The sequence below is a fragment of the [Anoxybacillus] calidus genome (assembly GCF_013760845.1).
GTDB lineage: Bacteria > Bacillota > Bacilli > Bacillales > Anoxybacillaceae > Paranoxybacillus > Paranoxybacillus calidus.
Window position 1 is genome coordinate 162,013 of record NZ_JACDUU010000003.1, and the last position, 20,496, is coordinate 182,508.

Annotated in this window: 22 protein-coding genes and 1 pseudogene; 21 read left to right on the forward strand and 2 right to left on the reverse strand. The window is 40.7% G+C overall.

All coding sequences use genetic code 11. The annotated features are described in order from the left end of the window. The first annotated feature begins 299 nt into the window (after window positions 1-299). Window positions 300-1,364 carry a glycosyltransferase family 4 protein gene (locus HNQ85_RS07585; RefSeq protein WP_181537143.1) on the forward strand — a complete coding sequence of 355 codons (1,065 nt, stop codon included), beginning with the start codon at window positions 300-302 and terminating at the stop codon, window positions 1,362-1,364. Window positions 1,365-1,463: 99 nt separating this feature from the next. On the opposite strand, the gene HNQ85_RS07590 is transcribed toward HNQ85_RS07585, so the two are convergent. Both HNQ85_RS07590 and HNQ85_RS07595 read right to left on the reverse strand, forming a co-directional pair. Then, window positions 1,464-2,486 carry an LCP family protein gene (locus tag HNQ85_RS07590; protein ID WP_181537144.1) on the reverse strand — a complete coding sequence of 341 codons (1,023 nt, stop codon included), beginning with the start codon at window positions 2,484-2,486 and terminating at the stop codon, window positions 1,464-1,466. 13 nt (window positions 2,487-2,499) lie between these two features. Further along, window positions 2,500-3,141 carry a YigZ family protein gene (locus HNQ85_RS07595; RefSeq protein ID WP_181537145.1) on the reverse strand — a complete coding sequence of 214 codons (642 nt, stop codon included), beginning with the start codon at window positions 3,139-3,141 and terminating at the stop codon, window positions 2,500-2,502. A 423-nt stretch (window positions 3,142-3,564) separates the two neighbouring features. Here HNQ85_RS07595 and HNQ85_RS07600 point away from each other — a divergent pair, with 423 nt between their 5' ends. From HNQ85_RS07600 to HNQ85_RS07695, 20 genes and pseudogenes are all read left to right on the forward strand, one after another. Continuing rightward, window positions 3,565-4,710 carry a sensor histidine kinase gene (locus HNQ85_RS07600; RefSeq protein WP_181537146.1) on the forward strand — a complete coding sequence of 382 codons (1,146 nt, stop codon included), beginning with the start codon at window positions 3,565-3,567 and terminating at the stop codon, window positions 4,708-4,710. Between the two features lie 39 nt (window positions 4,711-4,749). Further along, window positions 4,750-5,436, forward strand: a complete 687-nt coding sequence (locus HNQ85_RS07605; RefSeq protein ID WP_181537147.1) for a response regulator transcription factor — start codon at window positions 4,750-4,752, stop codon at window positions 5,434-5,436. 243 nt (window positions 5,437-5,679) lie between these two features. Further along, entirely contained in the window at window positions 5,680-6,522 is an 843-nt protein-coding gene (locus HNQ85_RS07610) for a DegV family protein (protein ID WP_181537401.1), read from the forward strand. Window positions 6,523-6,629: 107 nt separating this feature from the next. Then, window positions 6,630-8,129, forward strand: coding sequence for a DEAD/DEAH box helicase (locus tag HNQ85_RS07615; RefSeq protein WP_181537148.1), 1,500 nt, complete (start codon window positions 6,630-6,632; stop codon window positions 8,127-8,129). Further along, complete coding sequence (locus HNQ85_RS07620) at window positions 8,126-8,839, forward strand: phosphoribosyltransferase family protein (RefSeq protein WP_181537149.1); 714 nt, start codon at window positions 8,126-8,128, stop codon at window positions 8,837-8,839. Before HNQ85_RS07615 ends, HNQ85_RS07620 begins: the two co-directional genes overlap by 4 nt. A 60-nt stretch (window positions 8,840-8,899) precedes the next feature. Beyond that, window positions 8,900-10,762: a hypothetical protein gene (locus HNQ85_RS07625; RefSeq protein ID WP_181537402.1), complete on the forward strand. Its 1,863-nt coding sequence runs from the start codon at window positions 8,900-8,902 to the stop codon at window positions 10,760-10,762. Next, window positions 10,759-11,016, forward strand: a complete 258-nt coding sequence (locus HNQ85_RS07630) for a flagellar biosynthesis protein FlhB (RefSeq protein ID WP_181537150.1) — start codon at window positions 10,759-10,761, stop codon at window positions 11,014-11,016. The genes HNQ85_RS07625 and HNQ85_RS07630 overlap by 4 nt, the downstream gene beginning before the upstream one ends. Before the next feature lie 11 nt (window positions 11,017-11,027). Beyond that, entirely contained in the window at window positions 11,028-11,465 is a 438-nt protein-coding gene (locus tag HNQ85_RS07635; RefSeq protein ID WP_181537151.1) for a DUF327 family protein, read from the forward strand. Window positions 11,466-11,523: 58 nt separating this feature from the next. Beyond that, the gene (locus HNQ85_RS07640) at window positions 11,524-11,919 is read left to right on the forward strand and encodes a TIGR03826 family flagellar region protein (RefSeq protein ID WP_181537152.1); all 396 of its coding nucleotides are present in this window, start codon (window positions 11,524-11,526) and stop codon (window positions 11,917-11,919) included. A gap of 82 nt (window positions 11,920-12,001) precedes the next feature. Then, on the forward strand, window positions 12,002-12,268 hold the full coding sequence (flgM, locus tag HNQ85_RS07645; RefSeq protein ID WP_181537153.1) for a flagellar biosynthesis anti-sigma factor FlgM: 267 nt from the start codon (window positions 12,002-12,004) through the stop codon (window positions 12,266-12,268). Between the two features lie 56 nt (window positions 12,269-12,324). After that, window positions 12,325-12,822 carry a flagellar protein FlgN gene (locus HNQ85_RS07650; RefSeq protein WP_181537154.1) on the forward strand — a complete coding sequence of 166 codons (498 nt, stop codon included), beginning with the start codon at window positions 12,325-12,327 and terminating at the stop codon, window positions 12,820-12,822. A gap of 35 nt (window positions 12,823-12,857) precedes the next feature. Continuing rightward, a complete protein-coding gene (flgK, locus tag HNQ85_RS07655) occupies window positions 12,858-14,507 on the forward strand; it encodes a flagellar hook-associated protein FlgK (RefSeq protein ID WP_181537155.1) in 1,650 nt (549 codons plus the stop codon). Window positions 14,508-14,523: 16 nt separating this feature from the next. Further along, the gene (gene flgL, locus HNQ85_RS07660; RefSeq protein ID WP_181537156.1) at window positions 14,524-15,435 is read left to right on the forward strand and encodes a flagellar hook-associated protein FlgL; all 912 of its coding nucleotides are present in this window, start codon (window positions 14,524-14,526) and stop codon (window positions 15,433-15,435) included. Window positions 15,436-15,578: 143 nt separating this feature from the next. Beyond that, on the forward strand, window positions 15,579-16,169 hold the full coding sequence (locus HNQ85_RS07665) for a DUF6470 family protein (RefSeq protein WP_181537157.1): 591 nt from the start codon (window positions 15,579-15,581) through the stop codon (window positions 16,167-16,169). 17 nt (window positions 16,170-16,186) lie between these two features. Continuing rightward, complete coding sequence (fliW, locus tag HNQ85_RS07670; RefSeq protein ID WP_181537158.1) at window positions 16,187-16,624, forward strand: flagellar assembly protein FliW; 438 nt, start codon at window positions 16,187-16,189, stop codon at window positions 16,622-16,624. 14 nt (window positions 16,625-16,638) lie between these two features. Then, window positions 16,639-16,881 (forward strand): carbon storage regulator CsrA, encoded by a 243-nt coding sequence (csrA, locus tag HNQ85_RS07675; protein ID WP_181537159.1) that lies wholly within the window; start codon window positions 16,639-16,641, stop codon window positions 16,879-16,881. A 2-nt stretch (window positions 16,882-16,883) separates the two neighbouring features. Then, a complete protein-coding gene (locus HNQ85_RS07680) occupies window positions 16,884-17,069 on the forward strand; it encodes a hypothetical protein (protein WP_181537160.1) in 186 nt (61 codons plus the stop codon). A gap of 161 nt (window positions 17,070-17,230) precedes the next feature. Continuing rightward, window positions 17,231-18,022, forward strand: a complete 792-nt coding sequence (locus HNQ85_RS07685; RefSeq protein WP_181537161.1) for a flagellin N-terminal helical domain-containing protein — start codon at window positions 17,231-17,233, stop codon at window positions 18,020-18,022. Between the two features lie 343 nt (window positions 18,023-18,365). Further along, window positions 18,366-18,482 (forward strand): annotated as a pseudogene (locus tag HNQ85_RS07690) (flagellin); the annotation flags it as partial. 131 nt (window positions 18,483-18,613) lie between these two features. Beyond that, on the forward strand, window positions 18,614-20,496 hold a 1,883-nt coding region (locus tag HNQ85_RS07695), incomplete at its 3' end, for a Calx-beta domain-containing protein (RefSeq protein ID WP_181537162.1).

Below are 20,496 nucleotides of genomic sequence, written 5' to 3' on the forward strand. Positions count from 1 at the left end.
GGATTACCAGCGTTTCTTTTGCTTTTTCTTCATGGACGAATGAAGGAATTTACCCTCTTTTTTAGTGGACAAGTTGTCGAATGATATATATGACATAAATGACATTCTGTTACATTCTGTTACAAATTTTTAATAAAATAATTGTTTAAGAGTTTACATAGGTTGTGTTATAATCCACATTGTGGATGCAACTAGGCATTTTTCCTTCTTATTTTTGTCAATATTTTGCGTAATATACGGAATGATTTTTGTGAAGAAAAAAGCAACGAGTGGTTATGATAAAGTTAAGGAGGGTCTACATGGTTTATTTGACCTTATTGATCTGTTTCGTCACCTCCGTACTTGTAACACCGCTTGTCAAAAAGCTGGCGTTTAAAATTGGTGCGACGGATCGACCAAACCAACGAAAAGTACATCAGAAAATTATGCCGCGTTTAGGCGGTTTGGCTATATACATTGGTTTTATTGTCGGAATTTTGTTTTTAGATCCTGACAATGCTTATGAAATCCCGATTTTATTGGGAAGTGTAATCATTATTGTTACCGGGTTTTTAGACGACTTATTCGAACTTCCTGCAAAAGTTAAATTAGCAGGACAGTTATTAGCTGCTTCTGTTGTTGTGTTTGGCGGTGTACAAGTTGAGTACATCAACTTACCGTTTGGTTCTCAATTAGAATTTGGCTTTTTAAGCATTCCTTTAACTATTCTTTGGATTGTCGGGATTACGAATGCGATTAACTTAATCGACGGACTGGATGGTTTAGCTGCTGGGGTTTCTGCCATCGCATTGATTACGATGTCTTGGATGGCGATTTTAAAAGGCGATGTGTTCGTGACAAGCATGGGATTTATTTTGCTCGGCAGCATTTTAGGATTTTTGATTTACAATTTCCATCCGGCAAAAATCTTTATGGGAGATACAGGAGCGTTATTTTTGGGTTACATGATTTCGGTACTGTCCTTGCTGGGCTTTAAGAACGTAACAGCGATTTCGTTTATCGTTCCAGTCATTATTTTAGGAGTGCCGATTTCTGATACGTTCTTTGCGATTATTCGCCGGATTGTGAAGAAAAAACCATTGTCCGCTCCTGACAAGTCACATTTACATCACTGTCTTTTACGATTAGGGTATAGCCATCGACAAACCGTTTTAATCATTTACGGTATGAGTGCTGCATTCGGTGTTGCAGCGATCATCTTTTCGAGAGCCACCATGTGGGGATCTCTCCTTGTCATTGCAGTATTGCTCATAGCCATTGAGTTGATTGTTGAAAAGATTGGATTAGTGGACAAGAACTACCAGCCTCTCTTGAAGGTAGTTAGAGGCATTCGGTATGCATATGTAAAAAATCAGGTGAAATAAAAACAGCTCTTACCATTGTGTAAGAGCTGTTTTTTATGTGAAATGTAACCTGTTTTTGAACGAACAAAAATAGACGCCTCAAATGAAGCGTCTATTTTTTTATTGATGATCATTGTTTGCTTGCGCTTGCTGGGTATAATCGTTGCTTGTGTACGCTGTTCCGTCAAGATGATGTTTAAATACTTCCTTAACCTCTTCTAATGATTGTTCATCAAGACGATAAACATATGCGTCGCCTACATAGTCATCGGTACCTTTTAATGTGTAAGAATCAATGTTTAACTTTGATCCTGTTGTGGCATAACTAATAAGGGACATCATTTCATTAAACGTTAAATTTGTTTTCATATTTTTGCCGACTGCTTCGATGATATCGTCATACTTTGTAACTGCATGCATTGAGGCAGCTTTTTTCACAATGGCTTTAATAATTTCCTGTTGTCGTTTTCCACGTTCAATATCATTGTCTTTTTTACGGGTTCTGGCAAGCGCTAAAGCTTCCTCACCATTCAATGTTTGTACGCCTTTTTTCAAAACAATGGCATTGTGATGGTCCTCTGAATCCTTTTCAGAGATGTCATATGGCACCTCTACTTTAATGCCGCCTAAGGCGTCGACAACATCAATGAAAGCGTAAAAGTTCATTTTCACATAGTAGTCGATTTTAATATCAAACAGTTCTTCTACCGTTTCGACTGTGCCTTTTACACCGTCGTATACATGAGCGTGGTTAATTTTATCATAGCTTTCCTCAGAGGGAATATATACATAAGAGTCACGTGGGATGCTGACCATTTTCACTGATTCATCTTTTGGATTGAACGTTGCTAAAATAAGCGCATCCGTCCGTGTGGACTCATGAAATTTCCTTGATTCGCTGTCATCGACACCGATGAACAAAATAGAAAAGCTTTCTTCTTTTAAGTTTCGCTTTTCAGCATCAGGGCGGAATTCTTCATAAGACTTGTTCACAGCACTTTGGGCTTTATGCAATAGGTAATAAGCGTATGATGATCCTGCAAGAATAAAGAATAAAAATGTGAAAAATATCAATTTTATAATCCTTCTTCTTCTTTTTCTTTTCCTTTTTTGTATTTTAGGATAACGCTGATTGATCGACATAGTTTGTTCTCCTTTAAATTTCGTTAATTTCCTTTTCTAAATACACGGCCTCTCCCTCATAAATCTCCGCTTTTCCATTTGTCAATTCTGTCATCCACTCGATAAACGCTTGTTTTTGTCCTTCTTCGACATACGTTTCAATTTCGACGTTTTCGAGATAATGGATTTCTTTAATTTCGTAAACGGATGAGCGGAGTTCATTTTCTACTTTGCCTAGCCATGTGTAATCAATTTTTGTATGCATCACTCGCATTAAGCGTCGTTCAACAATTCCTGTTGTTTTTAATCCTTCTGAGACGGATTTGCTGTAAGCGCGCACGAGCCCTCCGGCACCGAGCTTAATTCCACCGAAATAACGGGTAACGACAACGACCGTGTCTTTTAAGCCTTTCTTTTTTAGGACTTCGAGCATAGGTACACCCGCTGTACCGCTCGGTTCGCCATCATCGTTTGCTTTTTGAATTTGGTCGTGTTCACCGATTAAATAAGCGGAACAATTGTGTGTGGCGTCCCAGTGTTTCTTTTTAATTTCTTGAATAAACTGAACCGCTTCTTCCTCTGTTGTTGCTCGTTGCACATAGCAGATAAATCGTGATTTCTCAATCACAATTTCATTTTCTCCATAGCCTTTAACTGTATAATATTTTTCCAACAAAGCGAATACACCTCGTTATCATTTGCTTAAAATCGATTGCGACAAAATGAGGAGAGAAGCACTTTTGAAACATAATTGTTACGAAAATATTACTATTAAGTAATAAAAAACATGTTATAATAAATTTGCGCTACAGTTGCTGAATTTTTGCATATATAATTGCTTTTTCTATTATAAATCGACATTTTTCTTCCTTCAAATAAAAATTTTTTTCGTTTAAAATTGGAAATTTAGAAGAATAAATGTCTGAAAAATTTGCCTGTTTGTACTATTGGTCATTTGTATGTAGAGCGATCAATAACTAATGAAACATATCTGCTTTGAGACCATTTTTGTATGAACGTATCAAACTTTAACTCCTTTTCCACCTCATCATGTGTCATAACGTGGAAAAATGTTACTTACATCGAGGCGAGGATGAAGATGTGTTCTAATAAACAGTTTGACGCTAAACAATTAGATAAAATTGTCGAAAAAATAATTGACACAGTTCACGACAGTAAAGACGAAATTTTTCAGATTGGCGAACAGTCACGGCAGGAGTATGAAAGGCTGCTTGATGAGTTGGCACAAACAAAGGAGCTTGTCAATAAAGTTATTCATGAAGGAGACAGATTAGAAGCGCAAAGCCGCTTGGCGCGGCAACGGCTTTCTGAGGTGAATCGCAATTTTACGCGCTATACGGAAGCGGAGATTCGGGATGCTTATGAAAAAGCGCATGACTTACATATGAAATTAACCATGATTCGTGAACAGGAGCGGCAGCTGCGTGCGCGCCGCGATGAGATTGAACGGCGTTTGATTCGCTTAAAGGAAACGATTGAGCGGGCGGAACACTTAATCAGCCAAATTACGGTTGTGTTGAACTATTTAAACAGCGATTTTCGGCAAATTGGTGAATTTATCGAAGGGGCAAGACAAAAGCAGGAGTTTGGCTTAAAGATTATCGAGGCGCAAGAGGAAGAACGAAAAAGACTATCGCGGGAAATTCATGATGGTCCTGCGCAAATGCTTGCTCATGTGATGATGCGTTCCGACTTATTGGAACGAATTTGCCGGGAGAGCGGACCAGATGCAACCATTCAAGAGCTGCGCGATTTTAAAAAAATGGTTCGTTCTGCATTATACGAAGTGCGGCGAATTATTTATGATTTAAGACCAATGGCACTTGATGATTTAGGTTTAATTCCTACACTAAGAAAATATTTACAAACGGTCGAAGAATATAATAAAGTAACAAAAATTTCCTTCTCTCATCTTGGACAAGAAAAACGACTGCCTCCTCGCTTTGAGGTAGCGATTTTTCGCTTGATTCAAGAATCTGTGCAAAATGCGTTAAAACATGCGGAACCGACAGAAATCCAGGTAAAAATCGAAATGAACAATCACTACATATTTATTATCGTGAAAGATAATGGAAAAGGATTTGATACAAGCGTAAAGAAGGAAAATGCGTTTGGTTTGATTGGAATGAAAGAACGTGTTGACTTGTTGGAGGGGAAATTGGAGATTCGCTCAAAAATTGGTGCCGGTACGGTTGTGGCGATTCAAATTCCATTAGACCTTTAAATCCGATTTAGGATAGAAGTAAAAAAGGAGGAACGTGACATGAAAACGCGCATCGTCATTATTGATGACCATCAATTGTTTCGTGAAGGTGTCAAACGAATTTTAGATTTTGAGAAAGATTTTGAAGTAGTAGCAGAAGGATCAGACGGAAGCGAAGTATTAAGCATTGTTGAACAGTATAAGCCGGATGTTGTCATCATGGATATTAATATGCCAAATATCAATGGAATTGAGGCGACACGCCAATTAATAAAGACATATCCTGATACAAAAGTGATTATCTTGTCTATTCATGATGATGAAAACTATGTGACACATGCTTTGCAAACAGGAGCGATGGGCTATTTATTAAAAGAAATGGATGCGGATGCATTAATTGAAGCGGTGAAAGTTGTGGCAGAGGGCGGCTCTTATCTGCATCCGAAAGTGACACACAATCTTGTAAAAGAGTATCGCCGCTTGGCGACAGAAGACCAAAATGGAGCTTTTAAAGACCAACAAAAACAAGAAGTTCGCTTGCCGCTTCATTTACTGACGCGCCGCGAATGTGAGGTATTGCAGCTTCTTGCTGATGGAAAAAGCAACCGCGGCATCGGTGAAGCATTATTTATTAGCGAAAAAACAGTGAAAAACCATGTCAGCAATATTTTGCAAAAAATGAATGTAAATGACCGTACGCAAGCGGTTGTTATGGCGATTAAAAACGGATGGGTGGAAGTTCGTTAAGAAGAGAAATCTTAGCGTTCGTTATGTTCCGCTTAAGGCAGTGGACAAAGAGGCTGATCCCCAAACAACGTGTCAGACCCCACAATACAATATATAGGACATCATATTGGATCGATGAACTATATATTGCGACATGCACGTGAGGTCAGACACTTATGGGTCAGCCCCTTTTTTATAATGAAATTTGTTCCATTTTCATATAGAATACTTATATAGAAACTAAGAATGAGGAAGGTACTTATGATGAAAACGGCAATTTTAACCGATAGTACGGCATACATTCCGCAAGATATTCGCGAAAAATTGCATATACATATGATTCCTCTTAGTGTTGTGTTCGGCAATGAAACATATCGGGAAGAAGTAGACATCCATGCCGATGAATTTTATGAGCAGGTGAAAAAGCATCATCAGCTTCCGACTACTTCTCAGCCTCCGCTTGGTTTGTTTGTAGAAACGTTCGAAAAATTATCGAAAGATTACGATGCGGTCATTAGCATTCATCTTTCAAGCGGAATTAGCGGCACCTATCAAGGGGCTGTTTCGGCTGCCAATATGGTAGAAGGAATCAAAGTGTATCCGTATGATTCCGAAATTAGCTGCATGGCGCAAGGTTTTTATGTCATGGAAGCAGCCAAGATGGCACTTGAAGGAAAAAGCCCTGAGGAAATTATCGCCCGCTTGGATGAAATGAAAAAGACGGTTCGCGCTTACTTCATGGTCGATGACTTATCGCACTTACAGCGGGGCGGCCGCCTCAGCGGTGCTCAAGCATTCATCGGAAGTTTGCTGCAAGTAAAGCCGCTTCTTCATTTCGTTGATAAAGTCATTGTGCCATTTGAGAAAATTCGCACGCGCAAAAAAGCGATCAAGCGCATTGAAGAATTGTTTGCTGAAGACGCAAGTACGGGTGTGCCGATGAAGGCAGTTGTTATTCATGCGAATCGCCTGGAAGAAGCGGAAGCTTGGAAAAATGAACTTGCGCAAACTTATCCGCATGTAGAGTTTATGATTAGTTATTTCGGGCCAGTCATCGGCACTCATTTAGGTGAAGGTGCGCTTGGACTTGGCTGGTATAAACTTTAATGTAGTCCAGAATGAAACGCCGTGCCAATGAGCGCGGCGTTATTTAGAAATGGTAAGGACCATAGAAAACAGTACGAAAAACTTCATTTCATTCAGGGAGGGCTGCTATGCGTTTTATCCTCGAAAATAACCGCCTCATCCCAGAGCCGCTGGCGAAAGTGCAGGGGAAAGAGGCAATGCCTATTAGCTGTTTTGAGCATCTTCCTTCTTTTCCTGTTCATCCTCACTTTTCTTTCTCCACTGAACTTCTCTCATTCCTTGAAGGAAAACAACTGCTTCTTGATGAACTTCCTTTTCCGATTGAATTAATTCATGCGCATTATGAACAAGGATATGTCATGTACAAAAAAGGCATTACGAAAACAACGAAAGGCTATCGCTGCGAACGGTGCGGCAATGAAGAAGCTCATTTATTCGCTTCGTTCTTCTGTTCTCGTTGCCAGCAACCATGCCCATATTGCCGCAAATGCATTACGATGGGAAGGGTGAGTGCCTGCACACCGCTCATTGTTTCATGCATACCGGTGAGAGGACAAATGTATGACGATGCATTACATTGGCACGGCACCCTTTCATCAGGGCAGCAATCGGCGGCTGAAGCGGTTGTACAAGCCATCGAGCATAACGACCAACTGCTTGTTTGGGCGGTGTGTGGAGCAGGGAAAACAGAAGTATTGTTTCCAGGAATCCATCGGGCGTTGCAGTTAGGAAAGCGGGTCTGCATCGCTACCCCAAGGACCGATGTGGTGCTAGAACTGGCTCCTCGCTTCAAACAAGTATTTCCTCACCTTCCTGTCATCGCCTTATATGGCGGCAGTGAAGACCGCGGCAAAACAGCACCGCTTGTGATTTCTACGACACATCAACTGCTTCGATTTTACAAAGCGTTTGATGTGATGATCATTGATGAAGTTGATGCGTTTCCGTATTCAGTCGAGCCGATGTTACAGTATGCCGCGGAAAAAGCAAGAAAAGAGCCGTCCTCTGTTATTTATTTAACAGCCACACCGAATCGCCAGTGGCAGCAAGATGTGAAAGAAGGAAAACGAAAAGCTGTGACGATTCCGGCCCGCTATCACGGTTTTCCGCTCCCAGTTCCTACCTTTGAATGGTGTGGCAATTGGCGCAAAGCAGTGAAGAAGCAGTCTTTGCCCCGCAACGTTCTTGCGTGGATTCATGATCGTCTTGTTGGGGGCAAGCAAGCTTTTCTATTTGTGCCGCACATCGAGCTTTTAGAGAAGATAGTCGCGATTTTAAAAAAGCTCAATTCGAATATCGAAGGGGTTCACGCTGAAGACCCGGCAAGAAAAGAAAAAGTTGCTGCTTTTCGCAAAGGAGAACTTCCGCTTCTTGTAACGACAACGATTTTAGAGCGCGGTGTGACGGTCCCGAATATCGATGTTGCTGTACTCGGTGCCGAAGACCGCATTTTTACGGAGGGAGCGCTCGTGCAAATTGCCGGGCGCGTTGGCAGAAGCGCACAATATCCAAGCGGCGATGTTCGTTTTTTTCATTACGGAAAAACAAAAGAAATGATGGCTGCGAAACAGCACATTGAAAAAATGAACAAAGAAGCGGCAAAAAGGGGGCTGTTGAAAACAAAGTGACGCATTCTTGTCTGATTTGCCATGCACCTTACCATCCGATTGTTACTTGGCAGCATGTATTAACATTGAAGAACCTCGACATTCTCTGCGAAAAATGCCGCCGCTCATTTTTATTCATTAGCGGGGAAATGTGCGAGAGTTGTGGGCGGCCTTTTCAGCATCTGGACTCCTCTTATCGTCAAGGCCCCGTATGTACCGACTGTATTCGCTGGCAGGAAGATGACGATTGGAAAGATGTTTTAACGAAAAACCGCTCTGTTTATTTATATAATGACTTTATGAAAGAAGTGGTTTCCCTTTGGAAGTTTCGCGGTGATTACGCGATTGTCAAAGCGTTTGAAGAGGATTTTTCTCGAGAATTTTTTCGTCATTTTGATGATACGTTCCTCATCGCTCCGATTCCTCTCAGCACGGAGCGTTTATACGAACGAGGCTTTAACCAGGCAAAAGCGCTCGCTGAGCTATTAAATCTCCCCATCCACGATATCCTCACACGTCATCACCACGAAAAACAATCAAAAAAATCACGCCGCGAGAGATTACAAACGGAAAACGTGTTTCAATTAGCGGAACCCATCTCTTTAGCGAACCAGCGTATTGTCCTCATCGACGACATTTACACGACAGGAACGACGCTAAGACATGCGGCGAAAGTGTTGCTTGAGGCTGATGCCGCTTCTGTTTCTTCATTCACATTAGCAAGAGGTTAATATCTAGGGTAAACATGCCGATATTAAAAATAGTAAAGGATAGAGCGGAGCGTGAAATATATGCAAATTCGCAACGATTTCATCATAAGCGGGTCAATGGCTAATCCATTATCGTTTTCCTTAAAAGAGGGAGAAACATTTTTCGCGACAATGAAGGAAAGATTAAGCAACAATGAGGCGATTGTAACGGTTAAAGGGCAGGATGTGCACGTTCGCTTTCAAGGTGAAATACCAAATGAAGATCAATTTGCTGTGCAAATTACCGGAATGAAAGATCATGTTTTACAAGTGCAAGTCGTACCGCAAACAGCGGAAGCGAATGATGCAGTCACAGGGTTGCTCCCTGCTAGTGAATTAGAGAAAGCCGAACAAATTTTGCTAGCGCAAGGAATTCGCCTATCTAAGGAAGAGAAAGCGATATTAAGACGTTTTTTCGAAAAAGCGAAAGGAACGCTAAACGAAAAATTGGAAACGATACAGGCACTGGCTAATAAAAAGCTTGAAATCACCGAATTCCATTTACAATCCATCCATGAAGCGCTGCATGGTGAACCGTTCGGTGAGGTATTAACGCAGTTGGCCGATCATCTCAATCTATTGTCACATTTACCATCTTCGGAGGAGAACAACAGGGAACCGGTTAACAATGAAAACAAGCTTTTCCCTTCTCAAACAAAAACAGACTTATTAGAAGATCCATTCATCTCGCAAAAGGATAGCAGCATTTCTGCAGAAGTAGTAGAAGCAACGGACGGACAACGAACGGAACTACCGTATTGGAATGAGGAATGGTTTCAGACCATACCTGTCCAAACGAAAGATATCATCGTGAAGACGATTACGGAAAAGCTTTCGCAAATGACGCTAGATTTTAAAAAGTTACAAACAGAGATCAATAAAAAATTAGAGAATGTTCAATTTTTGCTTGATAGCGGACAAGTGCAGGCGCGCCAGCAGGCAAAGCAATTTATTGAGGCTGTGATTCACACATTGGATCGTGCCATTTTGCAAGGAGAATTTATGCTTTTTACCGACATGAAAACAGAGAAACAAATGCTTCAGGCAAGCGCGAAGTTAGCGGAAGCGAAGCAGTTGCTTACTGTGGGAAAGCCGAGCGATGCTTTAAAAATCGTGAACGAAGTGAAGCAATTTATGGAAAATCTTCGCTTTCAACCGGCAGATGTAAAAATAAAGCATTTTGTTTCTACTTTTCATTTAAACGAGCAAGAAGCAACACCAAAGCAGCAGCTTCTTTCGCAAATGGCCAGAACATTAAAATTTCCGCTAGGTGAGGAAGTTTCAGCGCGAAATATGTTTGAACAGTTTCGACAATTAGGGTTTCAGCATGAAAAAGATGTTTCTCGAGCCTTATTGTTTAAGCAGCCAGCCATCGAGCCGCAAAATATAAAGGCGTTGTTAATGAAATTAAGCCAAGGAGAACATGGCATGATTGCTCAGCAAGCCGAGCACGCTTTAACGAATATGACAGGTCAGCAGCTGTTAAGTAAATTTGACGCTAACCATCATATGCAAACGATGTTTTATCAATTGCCGATGTTATTGCAGGGGAAAATTGAAACCGTGAATGTTTATTTAAATTCCCGCAATGATGGGGGAAAGCTTGATTGGCAAAATTGCAGTCTATACTTTTTGCTTGATACGGAAAAACACGGGAAAATCGGGATTTTGCTTCAAGCACTAGAAAGAAATTTAACACTTACCATTAAAACGGACAATGTAAAACTTACCGAAGCATTAAAATCGTTAACAGAGATGGCTAAGGAAAACTTGGAAGCAATCGGCTACAATGTAAAAGGAATTACTTTTACGAAAATGAATGAACAAGAAGAGCAAAAAGCAGTTACGGAAACAACGCAAGCGAAAGAAACAAATAGCGAGAAAGGTTATGATGTTACGGTATGAAAAATGGTTATCAACATTATTTTTCCGCGTTAACAAGCTATGAAGAAGGAGCCAATCAGCTTTCAGCGGCCCCTTCGTCCAATGTAAGCGCCGTGAAGCAAATGATGGAAAGAGCGCAGCAACAAAACATTCCATTACAAAATGATCCATCGCTTGTCGAACATTTAGCAGACCCGGAAAACCGCGTTCCTTCACAGCTTTATGCAGTCATTGGAGAAATTTTAAAATTAATTAAGAGCATTGAACAACAATAGGAGAGATGGATGTGGAAATTCAAAAAATCACCAAAGCCAACATGATGAACGTAAGTAAAAAGGAAGCAACAGCATCAGCGTCTGTATCATTTGCAGAAGTCGTGGCAAAGCAGAATGAAGAACTCGCACTTGAACGGTTTCAGCAACTTGTGAAAGAAATTGAAGAACAAGGAAAAATTTTAGCGGAATCTCGTTCGGTAGAAGATTTGCGAAAATATAAAAAGCTCGTGAAAACGCTGCTTGATGATGCTGTAAAAAATGGTTTGCAATTATCGGAACAGCGCGGCTTCAATTGGAGCGGGCGTTCACGGCTATACAAAGTTGTAAAAGAAGTCAATCAAAAATTGCTCGACTTAACGAATGCAGTTTTACAACAGGAAAAAGAAGGAATCGATCTTTTGAGTAAAATCGGGGAAATTCAAGGGTTAATTATTAATATTTATACGTAATAGGTTTTTAGTGATCTTATAATGAAAGAAATAGATCGAAAGCATTGGGGGCAGGACCATGAACTTAGAAAATTGCGCAAGTTGCGGCAGTTTATTCGTTAAAAACAAATTTCGCGATATTTGCGAGAATTGTTATCGAGAAGAAGAAAAGGAGTTCGAGAAAGTTTATAATTTTTTGCGCAAAAGGGAAAACCGCATGGCGACCATGACGCAAGTGGTAGACGCAACAGGGGTTAAGGAATCGCTGTTGATTAAATTCATTAAAAGCGGGCGTATAAAACTCGTACAATTCCCGAATTTAGGGTATCCTTGCGACTGTTGTGGTACGTTAATCAGAGAGGGAAAACTGTGCGCTGATTGTTTAAAAGACTTGAATCAACAAATAGAAAAACTGCAAAAAGAAGAAGAGAAAAAACGTCAAATCGGCACGATTTATTATGCAAAAAAAAGATGATCGTTTTGTAAACAATCCTATTCTTTTGACGATAATATAAATAGAAAGATACGGAAGCGGATCGAAAAAGGGAGGGAGCGGCATGCGAATTAATCATTTTGGACCGGCGGGAATGAATCCTTACAGACGTCAGTTAGATGATAAAGAGATGCAGGTGAAAAAGGTTGTTGATAAGCAAGATAAAGTAGAAATTTCCGCGGCGGCGAAAGAACTGCAGCAAGTTTCTCAATGGACGATCGAGCGTCAAGAGAAAGTGCGCAAGTTAAAAGAACAAGTACAAAACGGAACATATAAAATTGATCCAGAGGCTATCGCGAAAAGTATATACAAGTTTTACTTTGAAAATTAAATCAGTATTCCCATAATACTGGTTTAATTTTTATGTACGTTTAAGGAGAGATTGGATTGTCTGTCAAACTATTAATCGAGTTGCTGGAAAAGCATGTGAAACTGCATAAAGGTTTGTTGGAGTTAGCAAACCAAAAAACGGAAGTATTAAAAAAAGGCGATATGGAAGCCCTCAGCGGAATTATGAAACAAGAACAAAAATATATTGCAGCGATTAATCAAGTTGAGCGGGAACGGATGCATGTTGTGGAAGCGATGGTGAATACTGCAGGCAAGCATGAGCATGAGCGGACATTAACGACATGCATTGAATTAGTGGAAGAATCAGAGCGGTCGGTACTTGAGAGATTAAAAGATGAATTATCAGCGGTAGTTTCGGAGCTTAAAAATATTAATCTATTAAACCAACAGCTTACACAGCAATCATTACAATTTGTCAACATGACATTAGATATGATTATGCCGCAACCGCAAGAAGTGAACTATGGAATACCGAACGCCGCCACGACACCACAGTATGAAAACAGTCGGTCGATATTTGATTCAAAGGCATAGGAAAAAGCAATTTTCAGGCATTGGAGGAACAGACGATGCGGTCAACGTTTCATGGCTTAGAAACGGCCAAGCGAGGAATGTATACACAACAATCAGCGTTATATGTAACCGGTCATAACATCGCGAACGCGAACACACCAGGCTATTCGCGTCAACGCGTCAATTTTGCACAGACAGAGCCATATCCACCAGCTTCGATGAACCGCCCGCAAATTCCAGGACAAATGGGAACAGGGGTAAAAGCGGATTCTATTGAACGTGTGCGTGAAGGCTTTTTAGATATTCAATATCGTGGGGAAAATAACAAGCTTGGTTATTGGGAAGCGCGAGCAGATGCCTTAAAGAAAATGGAAGATATCATGAACGAGCCATCAGACAGCGGTTTAGCGAAAACGATGGATCAGTTTTGGCAAGCGCTGCAAGATTTAAGTGTTAATCCGGAAAATGAAGGGGCGCGTTCGGTCGTTCGTCAACGCGGATTGGCGGTTGTTGAAACGTTTCATTACTTGCATGACTCGTTATCGCAAATTAAAAAGGATTTAGGTAATGAAATTGGTGTTACAATTACAGAAATTAACTCTCTGGCACAACAAATCAGCAAAATCAACCAGCAAATCAGCGAAATTGAGCCGCACGGCTATTTGCCAAACGATTTGTACGATGAGCGCGACCGCTTGATTGACGAACTGTCAAAATTAGTGAACGTACAAGTTGAGAAAGTTCCAAACGGTGGAAATGCGTTAAAGATTGCTGAAGGAACATACAATGTCTATCTTGTGGACAGCAATGGTAATCCGATTGTGGATGGCAGCGGCAATAAAATTTACTTAGTTCAAGGTAGTTTAGCTAATTCATTTTCTCTTCCAAACGGTCAAGATATTGACGGAGACGGAATTAAAGAAACGCCGACGGGTGATATTGACAGCGTCCAGTTAGGCGGAAATTCTATTTCAATCACATCGGCGACCAATCAAGTTATCTTTCCATCAGGTAAGTTACGTGGATTAATGGAGTCATTTGGTTATGTTGATTCTTCTAATAGTGTACACGGCATTTATCCAGACATGATTAGCAATTTAGATAATTTAGCATACACATTTGGAAAAGTATTTAACGCTATTCATAAACAGGGTTACGGACTTAACAGTAATACAAATGGTGTTGAATTCTTTGATGACACAACATTAAACGTTCCGGGAGCTGCTAAGAACATTAAGTTATCATCGGCAATCGATGATCTTTCGAAAATTGCGGCATCAACAAAACTGAACGCATCAGGAATAAGCGAATCCGGAAATGGTAGTAATGCTCTGAATCTAGCAAATGTTGGACAAATACTTTTATCTTCTGGAACAGTGAATTTAATAGATATATCTATCGATTTAACTACTCTGGGATCGACACCACCGCGTCTAGCAAGCGGTACAATTAAGTCAAATTACGAGGGATGGATTGGAAAGCTTGGCGTTGATGGACAGCAAGCCGAGCGGCTAAAAAATAACAGTGAGGTATTACGTCAGTCCGTAGAAGAGCGTCGCCAGTCAGTCAGCTCTGTATCCCTCGATGAAGAAATGACGAACATGATTAAATTCCAGCATGCTTACAATGCAGCGGCACGTCAAATTACCGTCATTGATGAGATGTTAGACAAAATTATTAACGGCATGGGCATTGTAGGTAGATAGAGGTAGGTGAACAAACATGCGCGTAACACAAGGAATGTTAACCGGAAATATGCTTAGAAACTTAAGTGCCAGTTATGCGCGACTTGGCAAATATCAAGATCAACTAGCAACAGGGAAAAAAATTAATCGTCCCTCAGATGATCCAGTCATCGCAATGAAAGGGATGATATACCGCACAAATTTAACGGAAGTTGAACAATATAAGCGAAACTTTTCTGAGGCATACAGCTGGATTGAAAACTCGGATGCAGCGCTTGATAAAGCGACACAAGCATTACAACGCATTCGCGAACTTGTCGTTCAAGCGAGCAGCGATACGTACGAAGCAAGCCAACGTGAATCGATTGCGCAAGAGATTCAGCAGCTGACTGATCATTTAGTTTCCATTGCAAACACAAAAGTTGGAGATAAATACATTTTTAATGGAACTGATACACTTATACAGCCTGTTGATTTAAACGTGGTTCCACCTAAGTTGCCTAGCACCGGAGAAGTGAAAATTGAATTGTCAAAAGGAATTTATATTTCGGTAAACGTTGATCCGACAAAAGTATTTAATTATGACAATACGGCAACAACAGCAAACGGAAACGGATTATTTAGTGATTTAAAATTTTTAAATAATGACTTAAATGATGCGACAAAATCCGGAAAAGATATAAACCAATACCTTGGTTATATTGATAAACATATTAATAGTTTACTTAGCGCTCGCGCGGAATTAGGAGCGCGTTTGAATCGAGTTGAATTAATGGAAGAAAGAATTGACCAGCAAGAAGTCATCGCCAACCGTATTTTATCGGATAACGAAGATGCTGATATTGAGCGCGTCATTACTGACTTAAAAACACAAGAAAGCGTGCATCGCGCCGCGCTAGGTGTTGGTGCCCGCATTATTCAGCCAACGCTTCTTGACTTTTTACGTTAAGAGGCTGACCCGAATGTAAGTGTCAGACCCCAAAACCACAATATATAGTACATAATGTGAGATAAGAACACTATATATGATGGATTTCGCGTGAGGTCAGACACTGTTAGGTCAGCCTCTTTTCCTCTAGGAGGGGATGAAACATGCAACTGCCGCAAATTCGCTTACAATCTACCTTTGCGAAAATCGCGATTGAGACGACTCCGCCTGTGCAGGAAATCGAACAGCCGCCAGCAGAACTTCACCTGCAGCAACCTCCGGCAGAAATGAAGATTGAAACGACACCATCAAAACTAACCATTGACCAAACAAAAGCATGGGAAGATATGGATTTGAAACATATTTTCCGCCGCATTGAAGAATTTGCGCAACAAGGTTATGAAGATTGGTTAGAAGGGATAGCGCGCGTGTCTCGTCAAGGGGATGAGTTGATGAGAATTGAAGATGGCGGCGACCCGATTGCCGATCAGGCAAAAGAAAACAGTGAAGACCCGATATATGATTTGAATATTACTTGGATTCCATCTCTGTTCAGTGTAAAAACGAACTTTGAACCGGCGAAAGTGCATATTGATGTAAAGGTCAATAAACCGATTAATAATACAAAAATAAACAAGCCAATTATCAACTATACACCGGGGAAAGTGACGACAGAGCTTGCGCAGCGTAATTCATTAAAAATCGATTTCGTTAACTTACGGTTTGTTGGTACTAATTTTGAAATTTCGATTTAACAAAAAGGTGTGAAACGATGAAACTTCGTACAAAATATCATGGTGAAATTGAAATTAATGAAAAGGATATTTTTCATTTTGAGTGCGGTATTCCGGGTTTTTTAGACGAAAAACAATTTGTCCTATTGCCATTGGAAGACACTCCATTTGTTATTTTACAATCAGTCAAAACGCCAGCGCTCGGGTTTGCGATGATTGATCCGTTTGGGTATTTTCCAGATTACGATATTGAACTGGATGAGCAAACGGTAACACAGCTCGAGCTTTCTTCAGAAAAAGAAGTGGCTGTATATGTGATTTTGACAGTTGCCGATCCGTTTGACAATACAACCGCGAACTTACAAGCACCAATTGTCTTAAATTACGAAAAGAAACTCGGCAAACAAGTGATTTTAACGAATACACCGTATAAAACGAAACATCGGCTATTCCCAAACAAAGTCGAGGCAAAATAAAGGGGGCGAGAGAGATGCTAGTGTTAACGCGCAGACTGAAAGAAGCGATTCAAATCGGCGATGATATTGAAATTACTGTTCTTGCCATTAGCGGAGATCAAGTCAAGCTTGGCATTAACGCACCGAAACATGTCGAAATTCATCGGAAAGAAATCTATCTCGCCATCCAAAACGAAAATAATGAAGCCATCCTCGCCTCCGAAGCATCGCTACACGAATTAAACAAGCAGTTGAAAAACTTGAAAGGGGGGAAATAGTCATGAGCGTTAGCATCGGTGGCGTACAAATCCCAGGCGTCATCGCGCGCATTGTTGAAGACAACAAACAAATTGCCGAACAAGCGTTAAATGAAATAATCAACAAACATAAAGATGACCCAGCGCGCATCATTAAAGAAATCCAACAGCCTTCGCCATTTTCACAATTTCTCGACATAAAAATATAAAATTTTTTATAACAACCTATTAAACTACCAAACACTCATGCCGATAATAAAAGTGAAAGCAGCATAGAGACGAAAGGCGGCCGACTTTCTATCTATCTGCGAATTGAAAAATTACTTCCACAAGGACGTGGAATAACAAAAAATTCAAGGAGGAAAACAAAATGAGAATTAACCACAACATTGCAGCTCTTAACACGTATCGTCAATTAACAGTTGGTACGAATGCTGCATCAAAATCAATGGAAAAATTATCTTCTGGTCTTCGCATCAACCGCGCAGGCGACGACGCAGCAGGTCTTGCGATCTCTGAAAAAATGCGTGGACAAATTCGTGGCTTAGAAATGGCTAGCAAAAACTCACAAGACGCGATTTCTTTAATCCAAACAGCAGAAGGTGCGTTAAACGAAACTCACAGCATTCTTCAACGCATGCGTGAGCTAGCAGTTCAAGCTGCGAACGATACTAACACTTCTACTGACCGTCAGCGACTTCAAGAGGAAGTAGATCAATTAGCAAATGAAATTACACGTATTTCAAATACGACTGAGTTTAACACTATGAAGCTTTTAGATGGGTCTAAAGACAGCACTTCTTCTGTAGCAGGCGCCGCTGATTTAACATTCCAGATTGGTGCTAACCAAAGCCAAACTATCACATTATCAATTAAGGCGATGGATGCTGTTACCCTAGGAGTTGCAACGGGAGCAGCTGCTTCGACAGGTGGGGATGCTACAGTAACAGCTGGAATTGATATATCTTCTAATGCAACAGCTGCTACCAATGCGATTACAACTATCCAAACTGCAATTGATAAAGTGTCAGCTGAGCGTTCAAAATTAGGTGCTTATACTAACCGTTTAGAGCACACAATCAACAACTTAGGCACATCAGCTGAGAACTTAACAGCTGCTGAGTCTCGTATCCGTGACGTAGATTATGCCTTAGCTGCGTAGTCAGCAACAGGCAGAGTCGTCCTAGCTGGAAACGGCTAGTGAGGATAACCGGGTGAATTGCTGGAAACCCCTTAGAGCCTTTGACGCCACAACGTAGCTGGAAACGGCAAGCGTGATGGCTTGAAAAGTCAAAGGATTGGGCAACCGAGCAGCCAAGCTCCTGTGAGGAAACTCTGGAGAAGGTTCAACGACTAGGGTATACCGCCTAAGGCGAAAGCTATGGCGATGAAACCCGTAGGTGAGGCCATGAAGAGAGACATGGTGGATCCGAAGTGCCCGGCCCCTAACAGGTAAAGCTGAGGGTGAAGATATAGTCTAGTCATTCACGAAAGTGGATGTTCGCACGATGGCGAAGGAAATGATGGAGTTCACGAAGAACAACATCCTCTCTCAAGCAGCACAAGCGATGTTGGCTCAAGCTAACCAACAACCGCAAGGTGTATTGCAACTACTCCGTTAATTTTACCAAAAGTAATTCTAAGACTCTGGAGATTTCCAGAGTCTTTCTTTCTATACCATACCATCTTGATTAAAGAGAGGTGAACCTTAGAATTATTAACCTTAATTGGTTATTTAGTTCTAAGAGCGGTGATGAAGAGGTTAATAAAAACTTTTATTATTATTTGTTCTCAATTCCTATTAATTTTGTATCCGAACATGACATATGCTCTTGAGGCATGGTTATCTCCTGACATAATAGATCTAAATATGGCTCCAAATCAGAGTACCGAGTTTGATTTGGTATTTACGACCGGAACCCCGCCCATCAAAAAGCTTGATGTTGTGTTTGTTATTGACACCACAGGGAGTATGGGAGCGGAGATAGAGAATGCTAAAAGAAGATCGATAGATATTATGAACAACATAAGAAGTAAGGTTGAGGACGCCTACTTTGGTGTAGTTTCATTTCGTGACTATTATGGAAGTTACAGTTATTCGGGCTATTATTCTACATACGGAAGTAGTGGAGATAAACCGTATTATATTGAACAGACGTTAACCAATGATATTTCCAGTGTGTCTGATGCAATTCAGTCTCTTTACGCATCCGGTGGAGGGGATTGGCCTGAAAGTTATACGCGTGCGCTGTTTGAAGCATCAAAACCTTCAATGAACTGGAGAGAGGATTCAAAAAAAATCATTGTTTTAATTGGAGATGCTCCTACCCATGACATGGATTTCGCGGGTTACAATTTCGGGGGAGACCCGGGTGAAGATGGCATTGCAAATACATCTGACGATTTGGATTTCGAAACAGTTGTTCAGTCACTTAGAGACAAGAAGATAATGGTGCTGGCTCTTCAGGCGGGTAGTTCCGCTGAGGCAGCGGCAACATTCAAAGGTGTATCTATAGGATTTGATGGTCTGGAAGGAACAAATGGACAATATTACTCGTTAGCTTCTGCGGAGGATGTTTCATCTAAGATTATAGAAATGGTAAGTGAGGAAGTATTAAATATCAAAGAACTTGGTTTTTATGTTCCTGAAGATTTTAAATCTTGGATTTCTTTTAGTCCATCTACTTTCATTAATGTAGGCCCAAGGGAATCAAAAACGGTAAAGGTGAATGTACATATCCCGCCAGGAACTTTAGAAGGAACATACACTATTCCTATAGAGATTAGAGGGGATGGTTCGTTACTTGATACGTCCATTGTAAACATTACCGTTGATCAAAGCCATTCTACCGCCCAAAGTGTAGAATTTATCTCAACAAATTTCGGTGTTCTTGAAGATGCAGGAAATGTAAGTGTTACTGTTATGAGAAATAATGGAATTGATGGGGAATTTAATGTAGATTACTCTATAGTAGAAAAAGAAGCAAAAAGTGGGGAGGATTTTATTCCTGTCACTGGTACAATAACGTTTCTCCCAGGAGAAAAATTTAAGACCTTGACTGTTCCAATTATTGATGATGGGATTACTGAGGAAAAAGAAGGGTTCATTATTAATCTAAGTAATCCCACTAATGGTGTGACATTAGGCGAAAAAGCTAGTGCAACCGTTACAATCGTTGACAATGAGAGAACTAACCCGGGTATTTTAGAACTTTCCTCTTCAGCCTATTATGCTTCTGAAGGTGATAATCTTATGGTCACCGTCAACCGTCTATCAGGCTCAGAGGGTCCCATTACGGTCAATTACGAAGTGAATAGCGGTACAGCTATGTCTGAGAGTGACTTTGAAAGCACATCTGGGACGTTGACATTTGGAGACAGAGAGACCACAAAATCCTTTTATGTCAAGATATTATCCGACGATGTAGATGATGATAATGAAACAGCCTACATTAAGCTAAGTTCTCCCAGTAATGGGGCATTACTTGGCATAAACAGTACAGCGATGATTACTATTAAAAATAAATATGACGGCGTAAAAAGCTTGACAGCAACCCCAGTGGATGTGACGGTAGCACCTGGGAAAAGTGTGCCGATCAGTATTGTGGCGAACATGAGCGATGGCAGTACAAAGAA

What these genes read in the sequence shown, in the direction of transcription:
- HNQ85_RS07590 (WP_181537144.1), bottom strand. Translation starts at nt 2,486, where the DNA reads ATGTCGATCAATCAGCGTTATCCTAAAATACAAAAAAGGAAAAGAAAA.
- HNQ85_RS07600 (WP_181537146.1), top strand. Translation starts at nt 3,565, where the DNA reads ATGTGTTCTAATAAACAGTTTGACGCTAAACAATTAGATAAAATTGTC.
- HNQ85_RS07625 (WP_181537402.1), top strand. Translation starts at nt 8,900, where the DNA reads ATGCAAATTCGCAACGATTTCATCATAAGCGGGTCAATGGCTAATCCA.
- HNQ85_RS07630 (WP_181537150.1), top strand. Translation starts at nt 10,759, where the DNA reads ATGAAAAATGGTTATCAACATTATTTTTCCGCGTTAACAAGCTATGAA.
- flgK (WP_181537155.1), top strand. Translation starts at nt 12,858, where the DNA reads ATGCGGTCAACGTTTCATGGCTTAGAAACGGCCAAGCGAGGAATGTAT.
- HNQ85_RS07585 (WP_181537143.1), top strand. Translation starts at nt 300, where the DNA reads ATGGTTTATTTGACCTTATTGATCTGTTTCGTCACCTCCGTACTTGTA.
- flgL (WP_181537156.1), top strand. Translation starts at nt 14,524, where the DNA reads ATGCGCGTAACACAAGGAATGTTAACCGGAAATATGCTTAGAAACTTA.
- csrA (WP_181537159.1), top strand. Translation starts at nt 16,639, where the DNA reads ATGCTAGTGTTAACGCGCAGACTGAAAGAAGCGATTCAAATCGGCGAT.
- HNQ85_RS07615 (WP_181537148.1), top strand. Translation starts at nt 6,630, where the DNA reads ATGCGTTTTATCCTCGAAAATAACCGCCTCATCCCAGAGCCGCTGGCG.
- HNQ85_RS07610 (WP_181537401.1), top strand. Translation starts at nt 5,680, where the DNA reads ATGAAAACGGCAATTTTAACCGATAGTACGGCATACATTCCGCAAGAT.
- HNQ85_RS07665 (WP_181537157.1), top strand. Translation starts at nt 15,579, where the DNA reads ATGCAACTGCCGCAAATTCGCTTACAATCTACCTTTGCGAAAATCGCG.
- HNQ85_RS07640 (WP_181537152.1), top strand. Translation starts at nt 11,524, where the DNA reads ATGAACTTAGAAAATTGCGCAAGTTGCGGCAGTTTATTCGTTAAAAAC.
- flgM (WP_181537153.1), top strand. Translation starts at nt 12,002, where the DNA reads ATGCGAATTAATCATTTTGGACCGGCGGGAATGAATCCTTACAGACGT.
- HNQ85_RS07605 (WP_181537147.1), top strand. Translation starts at nt 4,750, where the DNA reads ATGAAAACGCGCATCGTCATTATTGATGACCATCAATTGTTTCGTGAA.
- HNQ85_RS07680 (WP_181537160.1), top strand. Translation starts at nt 16,884, where the DNA reads ATGAGCGTTAGCATCGGTGGCGTACAAATCCCAGGCGTCATCGCGCGC.
- HNQ85_RS07685 (WP_181537161.1), top strand. Translation starts at nt 17,231, where the DNA reads ATGAGAATTAACCACAACATTGCAGCTCTTAACACGTATCGTCAATTA.
- fliW (WP_181537158.1), top strand. Translation starts at nt 16,187, where the DNA reads ATGAAACTTCGTACAAAATATCATGGTGAAATTGAAATTAATGAAAAG.